A 20,526-nucleotide genomic window follows, 5' to 3' on the forward strand; every position below is an offset into this window, starting at 1 on the left:
AATGGAGAGACATGACGAACGTAGGCGGCAAGCGGTCACATCGCTGTCTCGGAGGCGTAGCCGGCGCATGAATTCTCTGCGCGATGATCCTCACGCACTCGCCTGCCGGCGCTGCCGTCCTGCGCGGAGGCACTGCAGCAGCTCCCACAACCATGGCAGTACGACCGCGCCCAGCGCCGGCAGCAGGATGAGCCACCAGACCTCCGGCACTGCCGGCGCTACGGTGAGCGGCCAACGCGGCTGGGCGTGCCAGGCGACCCAAGCCAGCAGAACCCACGGGGCAGCGTCGAGCACGCTGTGCACGTGCTGCTCTGCCGGGCTGATCCGGCGTCGCCCATCCGCGCTGACGGTATCGAAGTAGCCGGCGATTGCGTGCGCGATGACCAGCGCGGCCAGCAACGTGGCGAGCGACCACGTGTTTTCCAGCAGGAGCCAGGCCAGTACGCCGCTACCGATCAGGACAAGCTGGACCCCGTGCAATGCGCTTTCATCCATCCCCGAGGTGTGCGGCAGGTTGGTCCGTCGGTGAAAATGGAAGTCCAGCGAACCGGCCACCAACCACAGTGCGTACACCCCGGACATGACAATCGCGCTCATGGCAGCGTGCTCACGGTGTCAACACGATCTTGCGGCAATCGTCATTCTTGGCGTCAAACATCGCATACCCCTGCGCTGCATCAGCCAGGCGCATCCGGTGCGAGATGATGTCACCCGGGTCCAGCTTTCCTTCCATGATTGCGTCGAGAAGCTCCGGCATCAGTCCCTGCACGTGGGTCTGCCCCATCTTGAACGTGAGCCCCTTGTCGAACGCATCACCCAGAAGAAACCCATGGATGAAGCCGGCGTAGACCCCCGGGATGCTGACCACGCCGCCGCGGCGTGCTGCCGCGATGCATTGCCGGATCGCAACGCCGCTGCTTCCCTCCAGCTTCACGGCGGTCAACGCTGACTCCAGCGCACTGCCCTCGGCCTCGAAGCCCACGGCCTCGATGCACGCATCCACGCCCCGGCCACTGGTCTGGGCAAGGATGTAATCGGCAGGGTCCTCGATCTCGCTGAAGTCGATCGGGGTTACAGCATAGGCACGGCGCGCATAGTCCAGGCGGTAGCGCAGGTGGTCAACCATGAATATGGTCTCGGCCCCGAGCAACCGGCAGCAGGCGGCGCTCATCAGCCCTACCGGGCCCGCGCCGAAGATCGCAACTGTCGAGCCTGCCTTCACCCCTGCGTTCAGTGCGGCCTGGTAGCCCGTGGGCAGGATGTCGGAAAGGAACAGGACCTGCTCATCGGCTACGCCCTCCGGGATGCGCAATGGACCCACGTTGGCCTTTGGCACGCGCACGAATTCGGCCTGGCCACCGGCTAGGCCGCCATACAGATGGCTGTAACCGAACAACGCGGCCGGAGGCAGTATGCCCTTCTGGTTCAGTGCGGCGCCCTTGCCGGGATTGGTGGTTTCGCAGGCGGCATACTCGGCCAGCCGGCAATGGAAGCACTCACCACAGGCGATCACGAAGGGAATCACTACACGATCGCCCGGCTTCACCTGGGTCACGCCGCTACCGACCTCTTCCACCACGCCCATGAATTCGTGACCGAGCACATCGCCATCGTGCAGATCAGGAATCTTGCCGCGATACAGGTGCAGGTCCGATCCACAGATGGCGGTGGCGGTCACCCGAAGGATCAGATCATCCTCCGCCGCCAGCACCGGGTCCGGCACGGTCTCGACACGCACATCCTTGCGGCCGTGATAGGTCAACGCCTGCATCGTGCTTCTCCAGGAGATCGGGACGCCAGCATCGCAAGGCCGCCATCCCGCTTCAGTGATATCCCGGTGTGCGCGGCGTTCATTGTGCAGCGTCGTGGCGTTAACCCGGCCCGGTGCAGGCTTCAATCTCCCGCCGCAGGAGCTGCCCATGAATGACAAACTTCCCTTCAATCCCACCACGGACGTGGATGATCAGTCGAAGGCGTACACGCCGGACAAACGGCGCAACGATGCAGCCAAGTGGAAGGAGCACGACATGCCCGACGACGGCGACGGCCCCAAGGCCGTACCGGAGGACTACGAGCGCCCAGATCCCGATCCCACAGGGAAGCGTTGAGTCCGCCTCACATTCTGGATGCGCAGCAATCACGAGTCATGGTCCTCCGCCCGCGCAAGCTGCATGCGCGGTCTTTGGAACAGGCTGAACGAGGTGTTGCATGTGGAAACGCAACGGTCTCTCCCTGGTACTGGTTGCGCTCACGTTAGTGTTCATTGTCGGGCAGGCAGTTGCGGGGCATCACGTGCACAACGAGGAGTTGATGCAGCACGGGCGCGCGCCGATCGATCTCTGGCACTACCTTGCAACCGGGCACTTCGTCAGCGCCACGTTCGAGAACTGGGAGAGCGAATTCCTGCAGATGGGGATGTACGTTCTGCTGACGGTCAGCCTGCGCCAGCGTGGTTCGGCCGAATCTCGCCCCCTGAACCCTGCGCAGGAGCAGAATCGCATCGAGCCGGGTCCCACGCCCTGGCCGGTCAGGCGCGGTGGCCTGTGGAAGACGCTTTACGGTCATTCGCTGGCGATTGCGTTCGGGCTGTTGTTCCTGCTCAGCTTTACGCTGCACGCATTGGGAAGCTGGCGCGCCGAGCAGGCAGAGCAGCAGTTGCAGGGCCTACCGGCGCCCGGCTTCCTTGAGCACCTGGGCAGCAGCACATTCTGGTTCGAATCGATGCAGAACTGGCAGAGCGAATTCCTGGCCGTGCTTTCCCTGGTAGTGCTGACGATCTTCCTGCGCCAGAAGGATTCACCGCAATCCAAACCGGTCGAGGCCCCACACGCCCAGACAGGAGATTGAGCCATGGCAGACGATCCATCGACGGCCCTGCTGATCATCGACATGTTCAGTCGTTTTGACTTTCCGGGCGCGCAGCAACTGGCGCCTGCGGCAGAGCGCTCGGCCCGGCAGATCCGACGCCTGAGGGATCACTTTGACGAACGCGGGTGGCCAGTCATCTACGCCAATGACAATTTCTCGGATTGGAAACGGGATTTCCGCCAGCAGGTGGAGCAGTGCCAGCGCGACGGAGGTCCGGCGGGGCGTATTGCCACAGTCCTCTCGCCCTTGCCCGATCACTACTTCGTGCTCAAGCCCAAGCACTCTGCTTTCCTGGCCAGCCCTTTGCCGATTCTGCTGGCCAAACTAGGAGTGCGCCGCCTTTGCCTGTCTGGCATGACCGCCGATTCGTGCGTCCTGGCTACCGCGTTGGACGCCAACGCCAGGGAATTCGACATCGTGGTGGCACCGGAGGTCGTGGCGGGGCTGCCTTCCCAGAAGCGGCGCGCACTGGCGCTGCTCGCCGGTTCGGGCGCAGCCCGGATCGCTCGGCTTCCTTCGCTGGTCTCTGGGAAGGAAGCAGGCGGGAGCTGAAGTCGGCTCAGGCTCGGTCGGCTATGCCCTGTACACCCGCATGACCGGCGCAATGTGCACAGCAGAAGATCTGGCCATTTCCTTCAACGCCGTGCCCGATAACCGCGCAATCGCAGTGTGCGCAGTGCGGTGCGAATGCGTGGATCGCACACTCAAACGAATCGAACGTGCCGCTGCGCCCGCCCTGCTGCAGGGTAAAGCTCTTGTCGTAGTTGTTGCCGCAGACATCACAGGTAGCCATGGGGCACCTCATGCTGTGGAGGGAACATGCAGTGTGGCAAGCGCGGATGTCGGCGGCTGTGAATGCACCGTGTCACGAGGGTGTAGGACGTTCGCACCGTCGCCAGGTAGGCGCGGACTGCTTCATTCGTCTTTGCCGGGCTCGGCACTGCTACCACGTGATGCGCCGCCGCCACAGGGAAATGCCGACCGCAGCCCTTCGGCAACCAGTGAAGACGCATCCTGCTGCAATCGCTCGCGGGGCAACTGCCGGAGATGGAAGGACACACGGTCGACCAGCTCATGCGGAAGAATCCTGCCTTGGCCACACCACTGGCCGTGGCTGGCATCGGCAACGCCCTGGATATAGGCGCTGGCGCGAGCGCTGGACAGGTTCCGGCACTGCTCGCCGTCGCAGAACCCATCAGCGCCTTTGCCCTGCAGCAGGGTGATGAGTTCGGCTCCACTGACAAGCCAGGTGCGTGCCGGTTGCGTTGTTCCGGCGAGGGCGGATCCAGCCAGGGCGCAGAGGCCCAATGCGAGGAGCCGACGCATGCGGCGGCGCGCATGGGGGGCGTGATGTCCGTTCATGTCGGGGTCCTGGGGTCGGTCAAAGTCGATCAAGCTGGTTGCGCGGATGAAACTCCGGGTCGTCATGGGCTTCCAGCATGGCCTCCACCAATGTTGCGAACGGCGCGGTGGCAGTACCCAGGTCCGCGGCAGACAGAAAGCTGGATTCCCCTTGGCCGACCAGCGCAATCGCGGCAACGGTCTCCCGCTCACCGTCCTCGGCCCAGAGATAGTCGTGGATGAGCGCCACACCCTGGTCGCCTGCCTTCAGGAAGTCGGCGGCGCTCCGTGCCACAGCAAGAAACGCGATGAGATCGTAGAGACTTTCCGAATATGTCAGCGATCCTGCAACAAAGTGCCTGCCGCTGCGGTCATAGGCGGCAATCCGGATGTTCTCCGCCTGTGCGGAGGAAAGGAAGGCCTTCAATGCGGCGCGATTGTCGGGGTAGCGGGCCAGCAGTGCCTGGCAGTCCGCAAGCAGCTGATCCAACGCCTCGTCGCTTGATGAGGCCAGATATTGACCGTTACCCAGGCACCACTGCCCGGCGAGGCGTCGCCAGTCGGACCATCGGGATGCTGCGGGCACGGGCGCGGCCAGCCATCTGGAGAGATCTTCGGGGCACAACTGCAGGCGAAGCAGCGCTGAATAAGGCTCTGACAAGGCGATCATCCATTGTTTCTGCGTGTACAGCCTGCTTGTAACAGACAGCGGTTGGCCCGCCAACACCCGAACAGCGTTCTCAGGGTTCACCGCGATCGGGCGTCGAGCTATCTCGCAGCCGTCGACCCCCTGACCACGCACCGGCCCGTCATCACAAGTCGGCGTACCGGCAGCTCCGGCGTGCGCAGGCGCTCAAGCAGCAGCGACATCGCGGCCCGCCCCATCTCCTCAACCGGCTGCTCGACCACGGTGATGCCCGGCACGACCAGCTCGGTCCACCGTTCGTTGTCAAAGCCGGCCAGTGCCAATGCGTCTGGAATCGCCAGCCCTGCACCGCGGGCGGCTTTCAATGCTCCCATCAACAGCAGGCTGTTGCTGGTGACCAGTGCTTCGGGGCGTGATGGCGTAGCGAGCCACTGCTCGACCGTCGCGATGGCGGCTTCGGCCGTGGGTTCAACCTCACGGTAGTCCGGCTCCAACCCATGCGTGCGCATCGCAGCGAGATAACCGTCACGACGCTCGGCCGCGGTGGTACTGGTGCTGCCGAACAAGCCGCTGATGCGGCGATAACCACGCTCGACCAGATGCTCGACCAGGGCGCCCATCGCTGCGGGATTGTCGAGCACCACGCTGTCGATCGACCCGCTGGGCGCGGCGCGGTCCACCAGTACCGTCGGAAAATCCAGCGCGAGCCGTTCCAGCCGCCCCACCGTGGTCCGGGTGGGTGCAAAGATCAGTCCACTGATGCGCTCCTCGTGCATCAACTGCAGATACAGCGCCTCGCGCTCAGGGTCTTCATCGGTGTTGCAGAGCGTGACGCGCAGGCCTTCGCGATAGGCGACCTCCTCTACCGCACGGATCAGCGCAGTGAAGAACGGGTTGCGGATGTCCGCCACGATCAACCCGATGATGCCGGTGTGGCGGGAGCGCAGCCGTCTTGCCTGCAGGTTCGGCCGATAGCCGGTCTGGCGGATCGCCACCTCGACCCGGCCGCGAACCTCTTCGCTGACCGGGCCGCCTCCGAGCACCCGCGACACCGTGGACTTGGATACCCCCGCCACGCGTGCGACGTCATTGATGCTGATACTCATTGGAAACGTTCCCGAAAACGTACGCTGTTCATGGCCGGATGGCTGTACAGGACAATGCTAACCCCAAAGCACTATTGGCTTTTTGTGCACTGCACATTGAAATGTGCGGTGGGAACGTTCCCAATACCCCACAGCCATCTCTCCCGGAGCCCGCTTTGTCGCCCCTGACCTCCCCTTCCCCCGTCAGCCGGGAACTGATCCGCCTGGACGCGCGGGCACAGGACAAGACCGATGCCATCGCCCAGGTGGCCCAGAAGCTGGTCGCTGCCGGCTGCGTGGCGCCGGACTACGAGGCCAGCATGGGACGCCGCGAAGCGCTGGCGAACACCTTCCTCGGCCATGGCGTGGCGATCCCGCATGGGCTCGGCGAGGACCGCCACCTGGTGCGCCGCGACGGCATTGCGGTGCTGCAGTTGCCGGAAGGCGTGGAATGGAACCCGGGCCAGGTCACCCGCCTGGTGGTTGGCATTGCCGCCCAGTCCGATACCCACATCACCCTGCTGCGCAGGCTGACCCGTCTGATCCAGGACGAGGCCGCGCTGCAGCGGTTGTTCACCACCCCCGATGCGAGCGACATCGTCAATGCGCTCGCCAGTGATGTCGCAGCCTCTGTCGCTCACGTGGAGGTGGCGGACCTGGCCGAGCACTTCGACTGGTCCATCGCTTACCCCAGCGGACTGCACGCGCGCCCGGCCACGCGCTGGGCTGAGACGGCGCGGGGTTTCACGGCCCGGGCCCAGGTGCGCGCGGGCGATCAGGCGGCCGATGCCAAGAGTCTGGTGGCGCTGCTGCAGCTCGGGCTTCGCGAGGGCGATGCCGTGCGTGTTTCGGCCGAAGGCGCCGATGCCCCCGCACTGCTGGCTGCATTACGCAAGACCATGGACGGGCTGGTGGCGCAGGAAAAGGCCGATGCGGAGCGTGCAGCACAGCGAAAGGCTGCGCCGGTCGCGGGCTGGAATCCACCCGAAGCACAGGCTGCCATCGTTGGTATCGGCGCCAGCCCCGGGCTGGCCATCGGTCCGGTGCATGTACTGGCCAGCGCGCAGGCTGATGTTGCCGATCGCCCCGCCCCGCTCGGCGAGGGCGGCGCACGCCTGCAGGATGCACTCAGCCGCACCCGGCAGCAGCTGGCGGCGCTGCAGGACGACACCCAGCGCCGGCTCGGCGCCTCGGATGCAGCGATCTTCAAGGCCCACGCGGCCCTGCTGGACGACACCGACCTGATCACCCGCACCTGCCAGCTGATGGTCGAAGGCCATGGCGTCGCGTGGTCCTGGCACCAGGCCATCGAACAGATCGCCTCGGGCTTGGCGGCGCTGGGCAACCCGGTGCTGGCCGGCCGCGCTGCCGACCTGCGTGACGTTGGCCGCCGCGTACTGTCGCTGCTGGATCCTGCTGCCGCCGGTGATGGCCTGTCCGACCTGCCCGCGCACCCGTGCATCCTGCTCGCGGCCGACCTGTCGCCATCAGACACGGCCCACCTGGACACCAACCGCGTGATTGGCCTGGCCACCGCACAGGGCGGGCCGACCTCGCACACCGCCATCCTTTCGCGCACGCTCGGCCTGCCGGCGCTGGTTGCCGGTGGCGCCGAACTGCTGGCAATCCAGGCCGGCCGCGAGGCGATCATCGACGGCAGCAGCGGGCGGCTCTATCTGTCCCCTTCCGAGGCCGATCTTGCTTCGGCACGCGCCTGGATCGCCGAGCAGCAGAAGATCCGCGCACGCGAAGCCGCTCAACGCGCGCGGCCGGCGCAGACCACCGATGGCCATCGCATCGACATCGGCGCCAACGTGAACCTGCCCGACCAGGTGCCGCTGGCGCTTGAGCAGGGTGCGGAAGGTGTTGGCCTGATGCGCACCGAGTTCCTGTTCCTCGAGCGTGGCAGCACGCCCAGCGAAGATGAGCAGTACGCCACCTATCTGGCCATGGCCAAGGCGCTCGACGGCCGTCCGTTGATCGTCCGCGCGCTCGACATCGGCGGCGACAAGCAGGTGGCGCACCTGGTGCTGCCGCATGAGGAAAACCCGTTCCTGGGGGTGCGCGGCGCGCGCCTGCTGCTGCGCCGGCCGGACCTGCTGGAACCGCAGCTGCGTGCGCTGTACCGCGCGGCGAAAGACGGCGAACGCCTGTCCATCATGTTCCCGATGATCACCTCGGTGAGCGAGCTGGTCGCTCTGCGCGCCATCTGCGAGCGCCTGCGCGCCGAACTCGAGGCACCCGACGTTCCAATCGGCATCATGATCGAAGTGCCGGCCGCTGCCGCGCAGAGCGATGTACTGGCCCGCCACGCTGACTTCTTCTCAATTGGTACCAACGACCTGACCCAGTACGTGCTGGCGATCGACCGCCAGAACCCGGAACTAGCGGCGGAGGCCGACAGCCTGCACCCGGCGGTGCTGCGCGCGATCCGCGCCACGGTCGATGGCGCGCGCCTGCATGGGCGCTGGGTGGGTGTCTGTGGCGGACTGGCCGGCGATCCGTTCGGCGCACTGCTGCTGGCCGGCCTGGGCGTGGACGAGCTGTCGATGACCCCGAACGACATCCCAGCCGTGAAGGCGCGGCTGCGTGGCAGCGCGCTGGCCGATCTGCAAGCGCTGGCTGCGACGGCGCTGGACTGCGAAACCGCCGAGCAGGTGCGCGCCCTCGACGGAGCCCGCGCATGAACGCCGGCGCCGTCACCATCACCCTCAACCCGGCGATCGACCAGACCGTGCGCCTGGCGCGCCTGCACCCGGGCCAGGTGCACCGCGCCCGCAGCAGCCACGACGATGCGGGTGGCAAGGGCATCAACGTTGCCGCCTGCCTGTCCGACTGGGGGGTGCCGACAACGGCTCTGGGCGTGCTCGGCGACGGCAACGACGGCGTGTTCCGTGCGCTGTTCTCGGCGCGTGGCATCGCCGACGGTTGCCTGCGTGTTCCGGGCCGCACCCGCACCAACATCAAGCTGGTCGAAGAGGATGGCGGCGAGACCACCGACATCAACCTGCCCGGGCTGGCACTCGGCGGCGCCGACCTGGACGCGGTGTCGCGCCGGCTCGCCGCCCTGCTGCAGCCGAACCTGCCGGTGGTGCTGTCCGGCAGCCTGCCGTCCGGGCTACCGGCCGACGCATGGGCGCGCTTGCAGGCACAGGCCGGCGCCGCCGGTGCGCGCGTGCTGCTGGACACCAGCGGCGACGCACTTGGGGCTGCATTGAGCGGCGCACAAGGCGCACTTCCCTACGCGGTCAAGCCCAATCGCCACGAACTGGAGGCCTGGACCGGCACGCCGTTGCCGGATCGAAACGCCCTGCAGGCGGCGGGCGTGGCCCTGGTCGAACGCGGGGTCGCGCTCGTAGCGATCTCGATGGGCATCGACGGCGCGCTGTTCATTGATCGCGGCGGCGCGCTGGTCGCGCGACCAGCGCATTTGGCGCAGGGCAGTACGGTCGGTGCGGGCGACGCCATGGTGGCCGGCATCGCCGCCGCACTGCTGGAGCCCTCCTTCGATCTGGCCGGCTGTGCACGATTGGCCACGGCGTTCTCGATGAGCCGCCTGGAAAGCGGTGACGCGCGACGGCTGGATCCGGCGCAGGTGCGCCAGTGGACCGGCGACGTATTGATCGAGCGGTTGGATTGAGACGACTGCAGGAGGCGCTGTTGCTGGCTTCGAGCAGCGCACAGTGCCTCCTGCAAGGACGAACCCGAAGCATTCCAGGAGTTCCCATGCAAGTTTCCACCGTAGTCATCGCCGCAGGCGATCGCAGCATCGAAGCGGTTCTCGCCGCCGAAGCGCTACGCCGCGCCGCCCGCCAGCGCGGGCTCGAGCTGATGATCGAAATCCGCAGCGATCAGGGCGTGACCGGCGCGCTGCCAGCCGCAGATGCTTCCGCCGCGACACAGCTGCTGCTTGTGGGTGACGGCGAGGCGGATAGCTCCCGCTTCGGCAACGCCCAGATCGTGCGCGCGAGCCTCGGCGAAGTACTGGACGATCCGCTTGCAGCGCTGGCACCGTTGTCGGCCGCAACCACGGCAGGCACCGGCAAGCACATCGTCGCCGTCACCTCCTGCCCGACCGGCATCGCCCACACGTTCATGGCGGCCGAAGGCCTGCAGCAGGCGGCCAAGGCGTTGGGATACGCGATCCGGGTGGAAACCCAAGGCTCGGTGGGCGCGCAGGACGCGTTGAGCGACGAGGAAATCGCGGCCGCCGATCTGGTGCTGATTGCCGCCGACCGCGAAGTCGATCTGTCGCGCTTCGCTGGCAAGCGCCTGTTCAAGAGTGGCACCAAGCCGGCGATCAACGACGGCCAGAACCTGATCCGCAAGGCACTGGCCGAGGCCGGCGTGCAGGCGGGCACCGCGACTCCGGGCCGCACGGCCGAGAAAACCAGGGCAACCGGTCCCTACAAGCACCTGATGACCGGCGTGTCGTTCATGCTGCCGTTCGTCACTGCCGGTGGCCTGCTGATCGCACTGGCGTTCGCACTCGGCGGCATCTATGCCTTCGATGACGCGCACAAGGGAACGCTGGCGTGGTCGCTGTTCCAGATCGGCGCCAAGTCCGGCTTCATGTTGATGGTGCCGGCGCTGGCCGGTTACATCGCCTACTCCATCGCCGACCGGCCCGGCATCGCGCCCGGCATGATCGGTGGACTGGTTGCGGTCAACATGGATGCAGGCTTCATCGGCGGCATCCTCGCCGGCTTCATCGCCGGCTACGGCGTGCATTGGATCAACCGTGCGCTGCGGCTGCCGCGCAGCCTGGAAGGCCTCAAGCCGGTGCTGATCCTGCCAGTGCTGGGCACACTGCTGGTCGGCCTGTTGATGATGTACGTGATCGGTACGCCGGTCGCCGGGCTGCTGGCGTGGCTGACCGACTGGCTGCGCGGCATGCAGGGCAGCAGCGCGATCCTGCTCGGCCTGTTGTTGGGTGGAATGATGGCAGTGGACATGGGTGGGCCAGTCAACAAGGCTTCCTATGCCTTCTCCACCGCATTGATCTCCAGCCAGGTCTATACGCCGATGGCGGCGACGATGATCGGCGGCATGACGCCGCCGTTGGGTATCGCGCTGGCGACGTGGCTGTTCAGCAACCGCTTCACCGCCGAGGAGCGCGGCACCGCCGGTGCCGCAGGCGTGCTTGGCCTCAGTTTTGTCACCGAAGGTGCGATCCCTTACGCCGCACGCGATCCGCTGCGCACCATTCCGGCGCTGATCCTTGGTTCTGCGGTGGCCGGTGCGATTTCGATGGCAGCTGGTGTTGAGCTGAAGGTACCGCACGGCGGTGTGTTCGTGCTGCCGATCCCGAACGCGGTCACCCATCTTGGCATCTACCTGCTGGCGCTGGTGGCCGGCGTGGCTGTCACCGCGGTCGCGCTGCGCGTCCTCAAGAAGCCGGTCACGGCTCCCACCCTGTAAAAGGAACCTCGCCCATGACCTCTCCTTCCCGCCGCCTGTTGCCGGTGACCATCCTGCTGGCCCTGCCGTCCGTGGCCGCAGCCACCGACGCGAGCGAGGTCTTCATCCCCAAGCTGGCGTACACCGGCGAAGCGGCTGCCACGCTCGATGGCGGCAAGCGCAGCGGCACGGCCTATGCCGGCCAGTTGATGTTCGGCGCCGACATGAACCTGGACGCTGCGTTTGGCTGGCGAGGTGCAACGGTCAAGGCCTACGGCATCAACCGCCATGGCACCAATCTTGCCAACAGCAGCACGGGCAACAGCACCTCGGTGCAGGAAATCTACGGCGGCCAGGGCACGCGCCTGGCCAATCTGACGCTCGAGCAGAAACTGCTGAACGACCGACTGGTGCTGGAAGCCGGGCGCAGCGTCGCCAACATCCATCATCTCGGTTCGGAGCTGTGCCAGTACTTCCAAGGCAACTCGGCCTGCGGCAACCCGACCTACGTGTTCCGCACCAGCAGTTTCACCTGGTGGCCGGTATCGAGCTGGATGGCCGATGCCACGGTCTGGGTGACGCCGGATGTCTACGTGCGCGTCGGCGCCTATCAGGTCGACCCGAGCCAGGCCGAGGACGGCCAGCACGGCCTGAAATGGAGTACGAACCAGGCCGCCGGGTGGATCGTGCCGTACACGATCGGCTGGCGCAGCCCTGCGTCGGCGCGCCTGAAAGCCAAGTACGAGCTCGGTGGCTGGCAGGACAACTCGACCTATCGCGACCCGCTGCGCGATGCCTATGGCATGCCGGCGCTGCTCAGTGGCCAGGAGTACGCGACACGCCACGGTCGTTCCGGTGCGTTCGCCCGCTTCGAACAGCAGCTTACCGGCGATGGCAGTGGTCGAGGCCTGACCCTTTTCGGCGCCGCGCTCAAGGGTACCTCCGGGCAGTTGATCGAGGATCACTTCCTGCAGGCCGGCCTGGTGCAGAAAGGCACGTTCGCAAGCCGACCGCAGGACAGCATCGCTTTCGTGGTCACCCAGCAGAAGTACAGCGGCATCGCGCTGGAAAACCTGCGCCTTGCCCGTGCCGCAGCGGGTGGCAGCGGTACCCCGCACGGGAGCCAGGTGATGATGGAGCTGAGCTATGGCGTCCAGGTCACCTCGCAGCTTCGGGTCGCGCCGAACCTGCACTACATCGTGCATCCGGATCAGTTCAACGAACCCGCACGCCAGCGAGACCTGCCGAATGCGTTGATCGCAGGCCTGCGGGTCGATTGGAGTCTGTAGGAGAGTTCGATTTCATCCGCGCGATTGCCGATCAAAGGCTCATGATGCCCACGCAGTCCATTTTGCCCTGCGGGCGGCAGCGACCGGCTCTGGTCAATGACCGCACGTCTGTCCGGTAGCGTGGATTCGATCGACGCCAGCCTCAGCATCACGCTGGTGCATCCAGGCGTTCCCGCCAGCCGTATGTAGGATGCCCGCGCTGTGCGGGCATCCTATCGAGGAACGCACCGTGAACGCTCTTCAGCGCATCGCCGCCGCAGTCAGCTTCGCCGTACTCGTCTCAGCCGCTTCCGCCAGCTTCGCCGCAGATCCCGTAATGGTTGGCGGGGCCGAGATGTACCCGACCAGGACCATCGTTGAAAACGCCGTGAACTCCAGGGATCACACCACTCTGGTGGCAGCGGTCAAGGCCGCAGGCCTGGTCGAGACCCTCAATGGCGCCGGTCCCTTTACCGTCTTTGCGCCCACCAATGCGGCCTTCAACAAGCTTCCAGCAGGCACGGTCGATACACTGGTGAAGCCTGAAAACAAGGCGCAGCTCACCCGGATCCTCACCTACCACGTGGTCCCAGGACGCTTCAGTTCCGCCCAGCTCCTGGCCGATGCCAGGAAGCACGGTGGAAAAGCCACGCTGAAGACAGTGCAAGGCGAGCCGCTTACCGTGGCGCTTCACGACGGCACGTTGTGGGTGATCGACGCCAAGGGTGGCAAAGCGGGCATCAGCATCGCCGACGTCAACCAATCCAACGGCGTCATCCACGTTGTCGATACCGTGCTGATGCCGAAGTAGTGGGGCCCCCTGCCAGACCTGACACTCCGGCCAGCAGCACGAAGTAGTGGACGAGGATCCGGGCGCATGCCCGGCTCCTCCGTTCACTGAAGCGCCTGTGCCAGCTTGAGTACATCCGCCGGGAATGTCGCGTAGTCATCCAGTGGAGCGCGATGGCTGTCGCGTCGGTGGATGAGGCGCACGGCAACCACTCGCTGTTGCGGAACGATGACCAGGTGCTGGCCCAGGTAACCGTTGGCGGCGTAGGCAACGGTCGGGCCGCGTTGGATGTCGAACATGTCGGACAGCTTGAGTCCACGACCGGTGATCTCGCTGCCATAGTGCTGCGGCCAGTCCGCGCCAAGTCGTTCGGCCACGTCCGCAATCAATGCACTCTTGCTGTCGAATACCCTGCCCCCGGTGGCCAGCAATGCCTGCTGGACCGGAGCGCTGACCCCATGCTGCGCCAGGAAGCCGGCCATCTGGCCTTTCAGCTCATAACGCTCCCATGCTGGAATGCGCCACCACAGAAGACCAACATCCGGGGAGCGGGCACTTGCTCCAGTCAGTAGCGCCACCGACCGCTCGCTCAACACGCGCGTACCCGCCGGAGTCACGCCGCCATCAAGCAGCAGCTGCCCGATCTTCGCCAGATCGCGGGCACTCAGCGACAATCCGGCCATGCCCAATGGCGTGCCCGCACCGTCCTTCAACCAGGTATATCGGGCAATGCCCAGCGGTTTGAACAGGCGCGCCTCAAGGTAGGCATCCATCGGTTCCCCTGCCAGACGCTCGACAATGCCGGGCAGCAGATTGGTAGCCTTGTTGTTGTAGGAGAACGTGGCGCCTGGATCGCTGCTCAGCTCTGCAGCCAGCGCGAGCTTGACCAGGTCCGGCGCAGCTTCCAGCTCTTCCCCCGCGTTGGCCACGTTCTGCAGGCCAGAGGTATGGTCCAGCAGCATACGTACCGTGATGTCCCTTTTCCGCCCCTGTTTCCACTCCGCGAAGATGTTGCTTACCGGCTCGTCGACCGAGGCCAGTTTTCCGTCATCCAGCAGGAGCATGATGGCCAGCGCGACCACCGACTTGGTGGCCGACATGAGGTGAACCGGCTCCTCGCCGGTCTCTGGCTGTAGCTCCAGCAGTGTTTTTCCATCCTTCCAGACAAGCACCGCGGCGGAATGCGCGGCACGGGCGTTGCGTTCGATCATCGCGACGGCGTCGGCCGTGGCGGTCGTGCTGGCCAGTGCAGGGAGGGCCAGCATCAAGGCCGCGAAGCCGGACAACCATCGTGCAGTTTTCATGGGCAGCTCTTACGGTGAATGCCTGCTCACAGTGACTACAACTGTAGTCAAAGCCGAGTGCCTGAGGTCATGCCCGGCCACGTCGCAGCATCAGCACCACGCGACCCGCATGGCCCCGTAGCCCGCCAGCGGATACGCGAAGCCGATGGCCCTTGCTGCCGGCCCGCTTTCTGATGGTTCCGATCCGGCCGTTGCAGTCGCAGGCAGGGCGCAACGCCGCTCGATTTGGTTTCGCATTGCAGCAAATGCGGCGTGCCAGGCAGCCCTGCTGATCGCTCAACTGCCTGATTTCCCGAGCATCTGGTCATCCATCGTTCATTCTGATTGACAGCGTTGTCAGGCGGCGCTTACAAGAGCCCACGTCCGGCGCGTGGCGCGGGAACGTCCAGACATCACTTATGGGGAGAGAGGGACCCTATGACCGGCCATTTCAGGAAGAGCACACTCGCACAGGCAGTACTTGCCACCATCGTCACCGCCAGTGCAGCGCTGCCGGTCGCAGCGCAAACAGCCAAGGAAAGCAGCTCCACCACCACCAGCGAGGCACGGGAGGCCTCAACGCTGGACGCCGTCATCGTCACTGTCGAACGTCGGGAACAGGACCTGCAGAAATATGCAGGTACCGCCCAGGCAATTTCCGCGGACGATACGCGTGCGCTGGGCATCAACAATGAGCTGCGCAACATCCAGGCCCTGGTGCCGGGCATGAGCATGGCCAACCAGGAAGGCAACCTGGAGATCTTCATCCGCGGCGTGGGCTCTTCGAACAATACCGAGCTGGGTGATCCGGGTGCCGCGCCTCACATCAACGGGGCCTACATTGCGCGACCGCGCGGTCTGGGCGGCATGTTCTACGATGTCGAACGCGTGGAGATCAACAAGGGCCCGCAGGGCACGCTGCGCGGTCGAAATGCACTGGCCGGCACGCTCAACATCATCACCAAGCGCCCCGACCTGGAAGCCTTCGGCGGATATGTACAGGCCGAAGTGGGTAATCGTGACCACCGGGGTGGCGAGTTCGCACTGAACCTGCCGATCGGCGGTGGCGCGGCCTTCCGCGTGGCCGGCTACAAGGTGGAGAAGGACTCTCCGTTCAAGAATGCGGGGCGCGCGCAGGACCTGGAACCGGCAGGCGTGCAGGATGATCGCGGCGCACGCCTGTCGTTCCTGTACCAGCCGGATGACAAGCTCTCGATCTTCGCCATGGCAGACATCGGCAAGGAAGGCGGCACGGGCTATCCCGGTGCCAACGTCTACACTGCCGCGAAGGCCGGTTATCTGCCGGACGATGTCGACCTGCGCAAGATCATCTACCGTGGCGCGCAGGGCAAGCTCGACAGCACCAACTGGGGGGCGCAGACCAGCATCTCCTACGACTTCGGCAAGGTGGCGGTGGAGTACAACGGCAGCTACCGCAACGTGGACTACCGCCAGACCAATGCGCAGAGTGAAGGCATCCTCTGGCCGGGCCGCAACATCGATCCGGCATCGCCCAGCAACCCGGGTGGCATCGACTACGACAACTACTCCACGCAGTACTGGCTGACCGAGTCGGAGTCGCAGGTGCACGAACTCCGCTTCACCTCGGACCAGGACGCGCGGCTGCGCTGGACCACCGGCCTGTTCCATTTCAACGAGGACCAGCGGGTGGGCTACCTTTCGCTGGTGGACAAGGGGCGCTGGTACTCGGGCACCGAGTTCACCATGCCCAAGGTCAACGGCAAGTCCTCAGCGATTTTTGCCGACGGCACGTTTGATGTCACCGAACGCCTGCGCGTGAAGGGTGGCCTGCGCTACTCCGAGGAGAAGAAGTCGCGTTACGGCATCGGCGGCAACTGGTCGCTGGGCCTGCCCGGCCAGGGCGGCGACTTCGCCACGCGATTGGGAACTCCGGGCTTCGAGCCGGCCTTCATGAGCCGCCCGAATTTCGATGTCAGCAACATCACCTCGCAAGCCGAGATGGCCCGCTTCCTGCTGCAGGGCGTGCTGCGACATGGTCGCAACGACACCTTGCTGCAGCAGATCGGCGCGGTGCCCGACGGCGGCCCCTTCGGTTGCGTGGATCGTCCCGACATCGGCGGCGACACCGTCGACTGCCCGTACCAGAGCTGGGCCCAGGTCAGCGCGATTCCTGCCCAGCAGTTCGGCAAGAGCAAGTTCAGCTTTACCGACTGGCGCGCGGGTTTCGAGTACGACGTGAGCGACGACAGCCTGCTGTACGGCCTGGTGTCGACCGGCCACAAGGCGGGCGGTTTCAACGACACGTTCGATCCGAAGGAGATTCCGGAGACGTTCAAGCCAGAATCGATCATTGCCTACGAAATCGGCAGCAAGAACTCGTTCCAGATGCTGGGCCGAACCTCGACCTTCAATGTCAGCGGCTTCTATTACGACTACAGCGACCAGGTGTTCCAGGACCTGGCGGTGATCGCCACCAACCCGACCACTGGCGAAGCCACTGGCTATGCGCTGGTCAACCGCAATGTCGGCAAGTCGGCGGTGTATGGCCTGGAGGCGGAAAGCAGCCTGCGCTTCCCGAACAACTTCATGGTCAACATCAATGCACTCTGGATGGACAGCGAGATCAAGCGCGGCACCGTCGCCGATGTCCGCAGCCAGAACTACGACGCCGGTGGTGCCACTTCGTTGATCGACCTGTCCGGCAATGAACTGCCGCTGGCCTCGAAGCTCACCTTCAACGTGCGCCTGCAGCATACGACCGAGCTGCGCTTCGGTACCTTCGACTGGCAGTTGCTGGCCTCGTACCGCTCGGCCTTCTTCCTGACCCAGTACAACAACCGGGACGTGGAGTTCATCCGCAAGGATGCGGTCACTGGCGAACTGGTTCATGACCGCACGCAGAGCGCTGCTGCCGCAGGCTTCCCGGACCGTCAGCGCGGCGAGACCACCTTGAACGCCGGCATCGGGTTTACGTCACTGAGCGGCAATTGGCGGGTCGAAGCATGGGGCAACAACCTGCTCGGCAACGACGTCTCGCAGAAGGCGCTGGTCGGATCGGGCATCAACGTTCGCTTCCTGAACGATCCGCGCAGCTACGGCCTGCGTCTGCGCTACCAGTTCTGAGCAGCACCGCCATGAAGGAGGGCCGGGTTCGCCGGCCCTCCCCACCGCAACCACCTGTTCCCGCCCTGTGCGTCAACGCGCAGGGCGTCGTCCTGTACGACATGACATGAGAATCATGAAACACACAACCCGCTGGTCGCAGTTCGGTGTACTCATCACGGTCTTCTTCTTCTGGGGCTTCGTTGCCGCAAGCAACGGCATCCTCATTCCGGTGTTCAAGAAGGCGTTCCATCTCAGCCAGGCGCAGAGCATGTACGTGGCGATGGCCTTCTACGTTGCCTACACCGCTGGTTCACTGATCTACATCGCCGTTTCACGTGCCATCGGCACCGACCTGTTGCATCGGGTGGGCTATCGCAACGGCATCTGCATCGGCCTGCTGGTCTCGGCACTGGGCGCCCTGCTCTTCTATCCAGCAGCCAACACCGGCTCGTTTGCACTGATGCTTTCCGGCCTGTTCATCGTGGGCCTCGGCTTCTCCCTCCAGCAGATCGCGGCCAATACGCTGGCGGTGATCATGGGTGACCCGGCCACCGGATCGCAGCGCCTGACCATGGCCGGCGGCGTCAACAACCTGGGGGCAACAGTGGGCCCACTGCTGGTGAGCATTGCCATCTTCGGCAGTGTGTCAGCGGGCAATACAGAGGCCAGCATCGAGAGCGTAAAGATACCGTACCTGGTACTGGGCGCCGCCTTCGTACTGGTGGCCGTGCTGCTGCGGGTCTCGAGCGTGCCCAATCATGTCGAGCTGTCCGCGACGGTCCCCGCAGGCGTAACCGGGGCAGATCACCAGACAGACCGCAGATCTGCGCTTGCTTACCCGCAGCTGGTCATGGGCATGATCGCGATCTTCCTCTACGTCGGCGTGGAGGTATCGACCATCGACAATCTTCCGGCCTACCTTGAACAGCCCTTGAGCAAGGGCGGACTGGGCCTGGAAACCTCGGTGATCGCCCCGTTCGTGTCGCTGTACTGGGCCAGCCTGATGATCGGCCGCTGGGGTGGTGCCGCAGGTGCGTTCGATGTGCGCGCAGGCACCCAGAAGCTGTTGATGCTGGCGCTTCCGTTCGTCGCGTTCGCCATCTACCTCGCCGTGAACGCGGTATCAGGCCACGACTCCGGGCAGTTCCTCCACTACGCGCCGGTGATCGTCCTGATGATCATCGCCACCCTGGCCAGCAAGGGCAGTCCATCGCGCATGCTGCTGTACTTCGCCGTGTGTGGCATTGCGGCGCAGTTGGTCGGCATGTTCACCACCGGCATGACCAGTGTCATCGCCTTCATCAGTGTCGGGCTGTTCTGCAGCACGATGTGGCCCTGCATCTTTACCCTGGCCATCTCCGGCCTGGGCCGCCACACCAATCAGGCAAGCAGCCTGCTGATCATGATGATCATGGGCGGCGGCATCGTCAGTTGGGCGCAGGGCGCACTCGCCGACAAGGTCGGTGTGCATTACAGCTTCATCATTGGCGTGCTGTGCTTCTGCTATCTGGCGTTCTACGCCTGGGCTGCCGGCCGTACACTTCGTCGCCAGGGTGTTGATCTGGAGCGATTGGCGACCGAAGCGGGCCACTGAGCCGCGCCCCTGCCCTGCCAGCGCGGCCTGCCGATCGCGCCGGCCGGCCGTTGGACCGCATTCAATCGTGACGGACCGGTCCCGTGGATCGCCGGACCTGCAGGGCGTAGTCAATATCGACCACACCACCGCTGCCGAGCTCGCGCACTTCCTTGATCAGCTCCATGGCCGCCCGCCGGCCCATCTCACGGGTGGGCTGGCAGACGGTGGTCAACGCCGGATAGATCTGGCGGGCAATCGGCGTGTCATCGAAACCACAGACCGAGATGTCGCCCGGCACCGAAAGGCCGTGCTCGAACACCGCGCAGATGACCCCCGCCGCCATATCGTCGTTGGCGGCGAAGATGGCGGTCGGCCGATCAGGTCGATCAAGCAGCGCGTTGGCACCGTTGTAGCCTGATTCGTATGAAAACTCGCCCTCCAGCACCAGGCTGGGGTCGTAGCGCAGCCCCGCCCTGCGCAGGCCTTCACGGTAGCCTGCCAGGCGCCACATGCTTGCGCCGTGCGCGGCGTGCCCCTTGATATGGGCGATGCGGGTATGGCCGAGCGAGGCCAAGTGTGCGATCAGCGCAACCACCGCGCCGATCTCGTCCACCACCACGCCCACGTTTCGATTCTGTTCCTTTGCCGAAATGCTGGAATACGGGATGCCCAGGTCGACCAGGCGCTCCAGCAGGGCGCTGTCGTCGGTCAGTGGTGGCGTCAGCACCACGCCGTCGAGCTGCGACTGCATGATCAACGACTCGACCTTCTCCACGATATCGGCTGCGTCGTAGATCAGCGGCGCCAGCATCAGGTTGTAGTGCTGTTCCATGCAGGCATCGAGCACCCCCATCTCGATCTCCATCAGATAGTTCGAGGACGGATTGTCGAACAGCATCGCGATCAGGTAGGAACGCCGGCCGGCGAGGACACGCGCCGAGGGCAAGGGGCGATAGCGCAGCTTTTCCACTGCAGCATCAACACGGGCACGCGTACTCTTGGAGACGTTCGGCTCGTTGTTGAGCACGCGCGATACGGTCTTCATGGAGACCCCGGCCGTTGCCGCGACATCCTCGATGCGCACGCGTCCCGGCCTGCCTGCGGGTACCTGTTCAGGTCCCAGCATCCCCCGCCCTCTGCCCGTCATAGCCTCACCATCTGTACCGGAACCCCGCACCACGG

The 20,526-nt window shown here is 65.1% G+C and carries 19 protein-coding genes; 11 read left to right on the plus strand and 8 right to left on the minus strand.

The window, feature by feature from the left end; genetic code table 11:
- Positions 1 to 90: 90 nt before the first annotated feature.
- Together FQS62_RS12010 and FQS62_RS12015 are read right to left on the minus strand one after the other, a co-directional pair.
- A complete protein-coding gene (locus FQS62_RS12010; protein WP_208043099.1) occupies positions 91 to 597 on the minus strand; it encodes a hypothetical protein in 507 nt (168 codons plus the stop codon).
- A 10-nt stretch (positions 598 to 607) separates the two neighbouring features.
- Positions 608 to 1,771, minus strand: a complete 1,164-nt coding sequence (locus tag FQS62_RS12015; protein ID WP_208043110.1) for a zinc-dependent alcohol dehydrogenase — start codon at positions 1,769 to 1,771, stop codon at positions 608 to 610.
- A gap of 148 nt (positions 1,772 to 1,919) precedes the next feature.
- Between FQS62_RS12015 and FQS62_RS12020 the strand changes: the two genes are divergently transcribed.
- The 3 genes from FQS62_RS12020 to FQS62_RS12030 all read left to right on the plus strand — a co-directional run bounded on the left by FQS62_RS12020 (position 1,920) and on the right by FQS62_RS12030 (position 3,420).
- Positions 1,920 to 2,108, plus strand: coding sequence for a hypothetical protein (locus FQS62_RS12020; protein ID WP_208043100.1), 189 nt, complete (start codon positions 1,920 to 1,922; stop codon positions 2,106 to 2,108).
- A 100-nt stretch (positions 2,109 to 2,208) separates the two neighbouring features.
- A complete protein-coding gene (locus FQS62_RS12025) occupies positions 2,209 to 2,847 on the plus strand; it encodes a DUF6766 family protein (RefSeq protein ID WP_208043101.1) in 639 nt (212 codons plus the stop codon).
- Positions 2,848 to 2,850: 3 nt separating this feature from the next.
- Positions 2,851 to 3,420 (plus strand): cysteine hydrolase family protein, encoded by a 570-nt coding sequence (locus FQS62_RS12030; protein WP_208043102.1) that lies wholly within the window; start codon positions 2,851 to 2,853, stop codon positions 3,418 to 3,420.
- Between the two features lie 7 nt (positions 3,421 to 3,427).
- On the opposite strand, the gene FQS62_RS12035 is transcribed toward FQS62_RS12030, so the two are convergent.
- The 4 genes from FQS62_RS12035 to FQS62_RS12050 all read right to left on the minus strand — a co-directional run bounded on the left by FQS62_RS12035 (position 3,428) and on the right by FQS62_RS12050 (position 5,961).
- A complete protein-coding gene (locus FQS62_RS12035; protein WP_080354906.1) occupies positions 3,428 to 3,661 on the minus strand; it encodes a metallothionein in 234 nt (77 codons plus the stop codon).
- A gap of 122 nt (positions 3,662 to 3,783) precedes the next feature.
- Positions 3,784 to 4,230 carry a Rap1a/Tai family immunity protein gene (locus FQS62_RS12040; RefSeq protein WP_226053471.1) on the minus strand — a complete coding sequence of 149 codons (447 nt, stop codon included), beginning with the start codon at positions 4,228 to 4,230 and terminating at the stop codon, positions 3,784 to 3,786.
- 19 nt (positions 4,231 to 4,249) lie between these two features.
- Positions 4,250 to 4,879, minus strand: coding sequence for a hypothetical protein (locus FQS62_RS12045; protein WP_208043103.1), 630 nt, complete (start codon positions 4,877 to 4,879; stop codon positions 4,250 to 4,252).
- A 98-nt stretch (positions 4,880 to 4,977) separates the two neighbouring features.
- On the minus strand, positions 4,978 to 5,961 hold the full coding sequence (locus FQS62_RS12050; RefSeq protein WP_049447927.1) for a LacI family DNA-binding transcriptional regulator: 984 nt from the start codon (positions 5,959 to 5,961) through the stop codon (positions 4,978 to 4,980).
- A 101-nt stretch (positions 5,962 to 6,062) separates the two neighbouring features.
- On the opposite strand from FQS62_RS12050, the gene ptsP reads away from it, so the two are divergent.
- The 5 genes from ptsP to FQS62_RS12075 all read left to right on the plus strand — a co-directional run bounded on the left by ptsP (position 6,063) and on the right by FQS62_RS12075 (position 13,419).
- Positions 6,063 to 8,627, plus strand: a complete 2,565-nt coding sequence (gene ptsP / locus FQS62_RS12055; RefSeq protein WP_208043104.1) for a phosphoenolpyruvate--protein phosphotransferase — start codon at positions 6,063 to 6,065, stop codon at positions 8,625 to 8,627.
- The gene (locus tag FQS62_RS12060; RefSeq protein ID WP_099589106.1) at positions 8,624 to 9,580 is read left to right on the plus strand and encodes a 1-phosphofructokinase family hexose kinase; all 957 of its coding nucleotides are present in this window, start codon (positions 8,624 to 8,626) and stop codon (positions 9,578 to 9,580) included. The genes ptsP and FQS62_RS12060 overlap by 4 nt, the downstream gene beginning before the upstream one ends.
- Positions 9,581 to 9,666: 86 nt before the next feature.
- Positions 9,667 to 11,361, plus strand: a complete 1,695-nt coding sequence (locus FQS62_RS12065; RefSeq protein ID WP_099589107.1) for a PTS fructose transporter subunit IIC — start codon at positions 9,667 to 9,669, stop codon at positions 11,359 to 11,361.
- Between the two features lie 14 nt (positions 11,362 to 11,375).
- Positions 11,376 to 12,629, plus strand: a complete 1,254-nt coding sequence (locus tag FQS62_RS12070; RefSeq protein WP_208043105.1) for a carbohydrate porin — start codon at positions 11,376 to 11,378, stop codon at positions 12,627 to 12,629.
- 190 nt (positions 12,630 to 12,819) lie between these two features.
- Entirely contained in the window at positions 12,820 to 13,419 is a 600-nt protein-coding gene (locus FQS62_RS12075) for a fasciclin domain-containing protein (RefSeq protein WP_197596295.1), read from the plus strand.
- A gap of 83 nt (positions 13,420 to 13,502) precedes the next feature.
- Here FQS62_RS12075 and FQS62_RS12080 read toward each other — a convergent pair whose 3' ends face one another.
- Positions 13,503 to 14,663, minus strand: coding sequence for a serine hydrolase domain-containing protein (locus FQS62_RS12080; RefSeq protein WP_208043112.1), 1,161 nt, complete (start codon positions 14,661 to 14,663; stop codon positions 13,503 to 13,505).
- A 184-nt stretch (positions 14,664 to 14,847) separates the two neighbouring features.
- On the opposite strand from FQS62_RS12080, the gene FQS62_RS12085 reads away from it, so the two are divergent.
- The 3 genes from FQS62_RS12085 to FQS62_RS12095 all read left to right on the plus strand — a co-directional run bounded on the left by FQS62_RS12085 (position 14,848) and on the right by FQS62_RS12095 (position 19,362).
- The gene (locus FQS62_RS12085; protein ID WP_159054964.1) at positions 14,848 to 15,030 is read left to right on the plus strand and encodes a hypothetical protein; all 183 of its coding nucleotides are present in this window, start codon (positions 14,848 to 14,850) and stop codon (positions 15,028 to 15,030) included.
- Positions 15,031 to 15,119: 89 nt separating this feature from the next.
- The gene (locus FQS62_RS12090; protein WP_208043106.1) at positions 15,120 to 17,786 is read left to right on the plus strand and encodes a TonB-dependent receptor; all 2,667 of its coding nucleotides are present in this window, start codon (positions 15,120 to 15,122) and stop codon (positions 17,784 to 17,786) included.
- A 115-nt stretch (positions 17,787 to 17,901) separates the two neighbouring features.
- Positions 17,902 to 19,362 (plus strand): MFS transporter, encoded by a 1,461-nt coding sequence (locus FQS62_RS12095; RefSeq protein ID WP_243747295.1) that lies wholly within the window; start codon positions 17,902 to 17,904, stop codon positions 19,360 to 19,362.
- A gap of 61 nt (positions 19,363 to 19,423) precedes the next feature.
- On the opposite strand, the gene FQS62_RS12100 is transcribed toward FQS62_RS12095, so the two are convergent.
- Positions 19,424 to 20,470: a LacI family DNA-binding transcriptional regulator gene (locus FQS62_RS12100; RefSeq protein ID WP_208043113.1), complete on the minus strand. Its 1,047-nt coding sequence runs from the start codon at positions 20,468 to 20,470 to the stop codon at positions 19,424 to 19,426.
- Positions 20,471 to 20,526: the final 56 nt, after the last annotated feature.

The sequence above is a fragment of the Stenotrophomonas sp. SBJS02 genome (assembly GCF_020428325.2).
GTDB lineage: Bacteria > Pseudomonadota > Gammaproteobacteria > Xanthomonadales > Xanthomonadaceae > Stenotrophomonas > Stenotrophomonas africana.

Bases quoted from the DNA above. Each gene is read 5' to 3' on its own strand.
- FQS62_RS12010 (WP_208043099.1), bottom strand. From the start codon at position 597: ATGAGCGCGATTGTCATGTCCGGGGTGTACGCACTGTGGTTGGTGGCC.
- FQS62_RS12015 (WP_208043110.1), bottom strand. From the start codon at position 1,771: ATGCAGGCGTTGACCTATCACGGCCGCAAGGATGTGCGTGTCGAGACC.
- FQS62_RS12020 (WP_208043100.1), top strand. From the start codon at position 1,920: ATGAATGACAAACTTCCCTTCAATCCCACCACGGACGTGGATGATCAG.
- FQS62_RS12025 (WP_208043101.1), top strand. From the start codon at position 2,209: ATGTGGAAACGCAACGGTCTCTCCCTGGTACTGGTTGCGCTCACGTTA.
- FQS62_RS12030 (WP_208043102.1), top strand. From the start codon at position 2,851: ATGGCAGACGATCCATCGACGGCCCTGCTGATCATCGACATGTTCAGT.
- FQS62_RS12035 (WP_080354906.1), bottom strand. From the start codon at position 3,661: ATGGCTACCTGTGATGTCTGCGGCAACAACTACGACAAGAGCTTTACC.
- FQS62_RS12040 (WP_226053471.1), bottom strand. From the start codon at position 4,230: ATGAACGGACATCACGCCCCCCATGCGCGCCGCCGCATGCGTCGGCTC.
- FQS62_RS12045 (WP_208043103.1), bottom strand. From the start codon at position 4,879: ATGATCGCCTTGTCAGAGCCTTATTCAGCGCTGCTTCGCCTGCAGTTG.
- FQS62_RS12050 (WP_049447927.1), bottom strand. From the start codon at position 5,961: ATGAGTATCAGCATCAATGACGTCGCACGCGTGGCGGGGGTATCCAAG.
- ptsP (WP_208043104.1), top strand. From the start codon at position 6,063: ATGTGCGGTGGGAACGTTCCCAATACCCCACAGCCATCTCTCCCGGAG.
- FQS62_RS12060 (WP_099589106.1), top strand. From the start codon at position 8,624: ATGAACGCCGGCGCCGTCACCATCACCCTCAACCCGGCGATCGACCAG.
- FQS62_RS12065 (WP_099589107.1), top strand. From the start codon at position 9,667: ATGCAAGTTTCCACCGTAGTCATCGCCGCAGGCGATCGCAGCATCGAA.
- FQS62_RS12070 (WP_208043105.1), top strand. From the start codon at position 11,376: ATGACCTCTCCTTCCCGCCGCCTGTTGCCGGTGACCATCCTGCTGGCC.
- FQS62_RS12075 (WP_197596295.1), top strand. From the start codon at position 12,820: ATGCCCGCGCTGTGCGGGCATCCTATCGAGGAACGCACCGTGAACGCT.
- FQS62_RS12080 (WP_208043112.1), bottom strand. From the start codon at position 14,663: ATGCTGGCCCTCCCTGCACTGGCCAGCACGACCGCCACGGCCGACGCC.
- FQS62_RS12085 (WP_159054964.1), top strand. From the start codon at position 14,848: ATGGCCCTTGCTGCCGGCCCGCTTTCTGATGGTTCCGATCCGGCCGTT.
- FQS62_RS12090 (WP_208043106.1), top strand. From the start codon at position 15,120: ATGACCGGCCATTTCAGGAAGAGCACACTCGCACAGGCAGTACTTGCC.
- FQS62_RS12095 (WP_243747295.1), top strand. From the start codon at position 17,902: ATGAAACACACAACCCGCTGGTCGCAGTTCGGTGTACTCATCACGGTC.
- FQS62_RS12100 (WP_208043113.1), bottom strand. From the start codon at position 20,470: ATGCTGGGACCTGAACAGGTACCCGCAGGCAGGCCGGGACGCGTGCGC.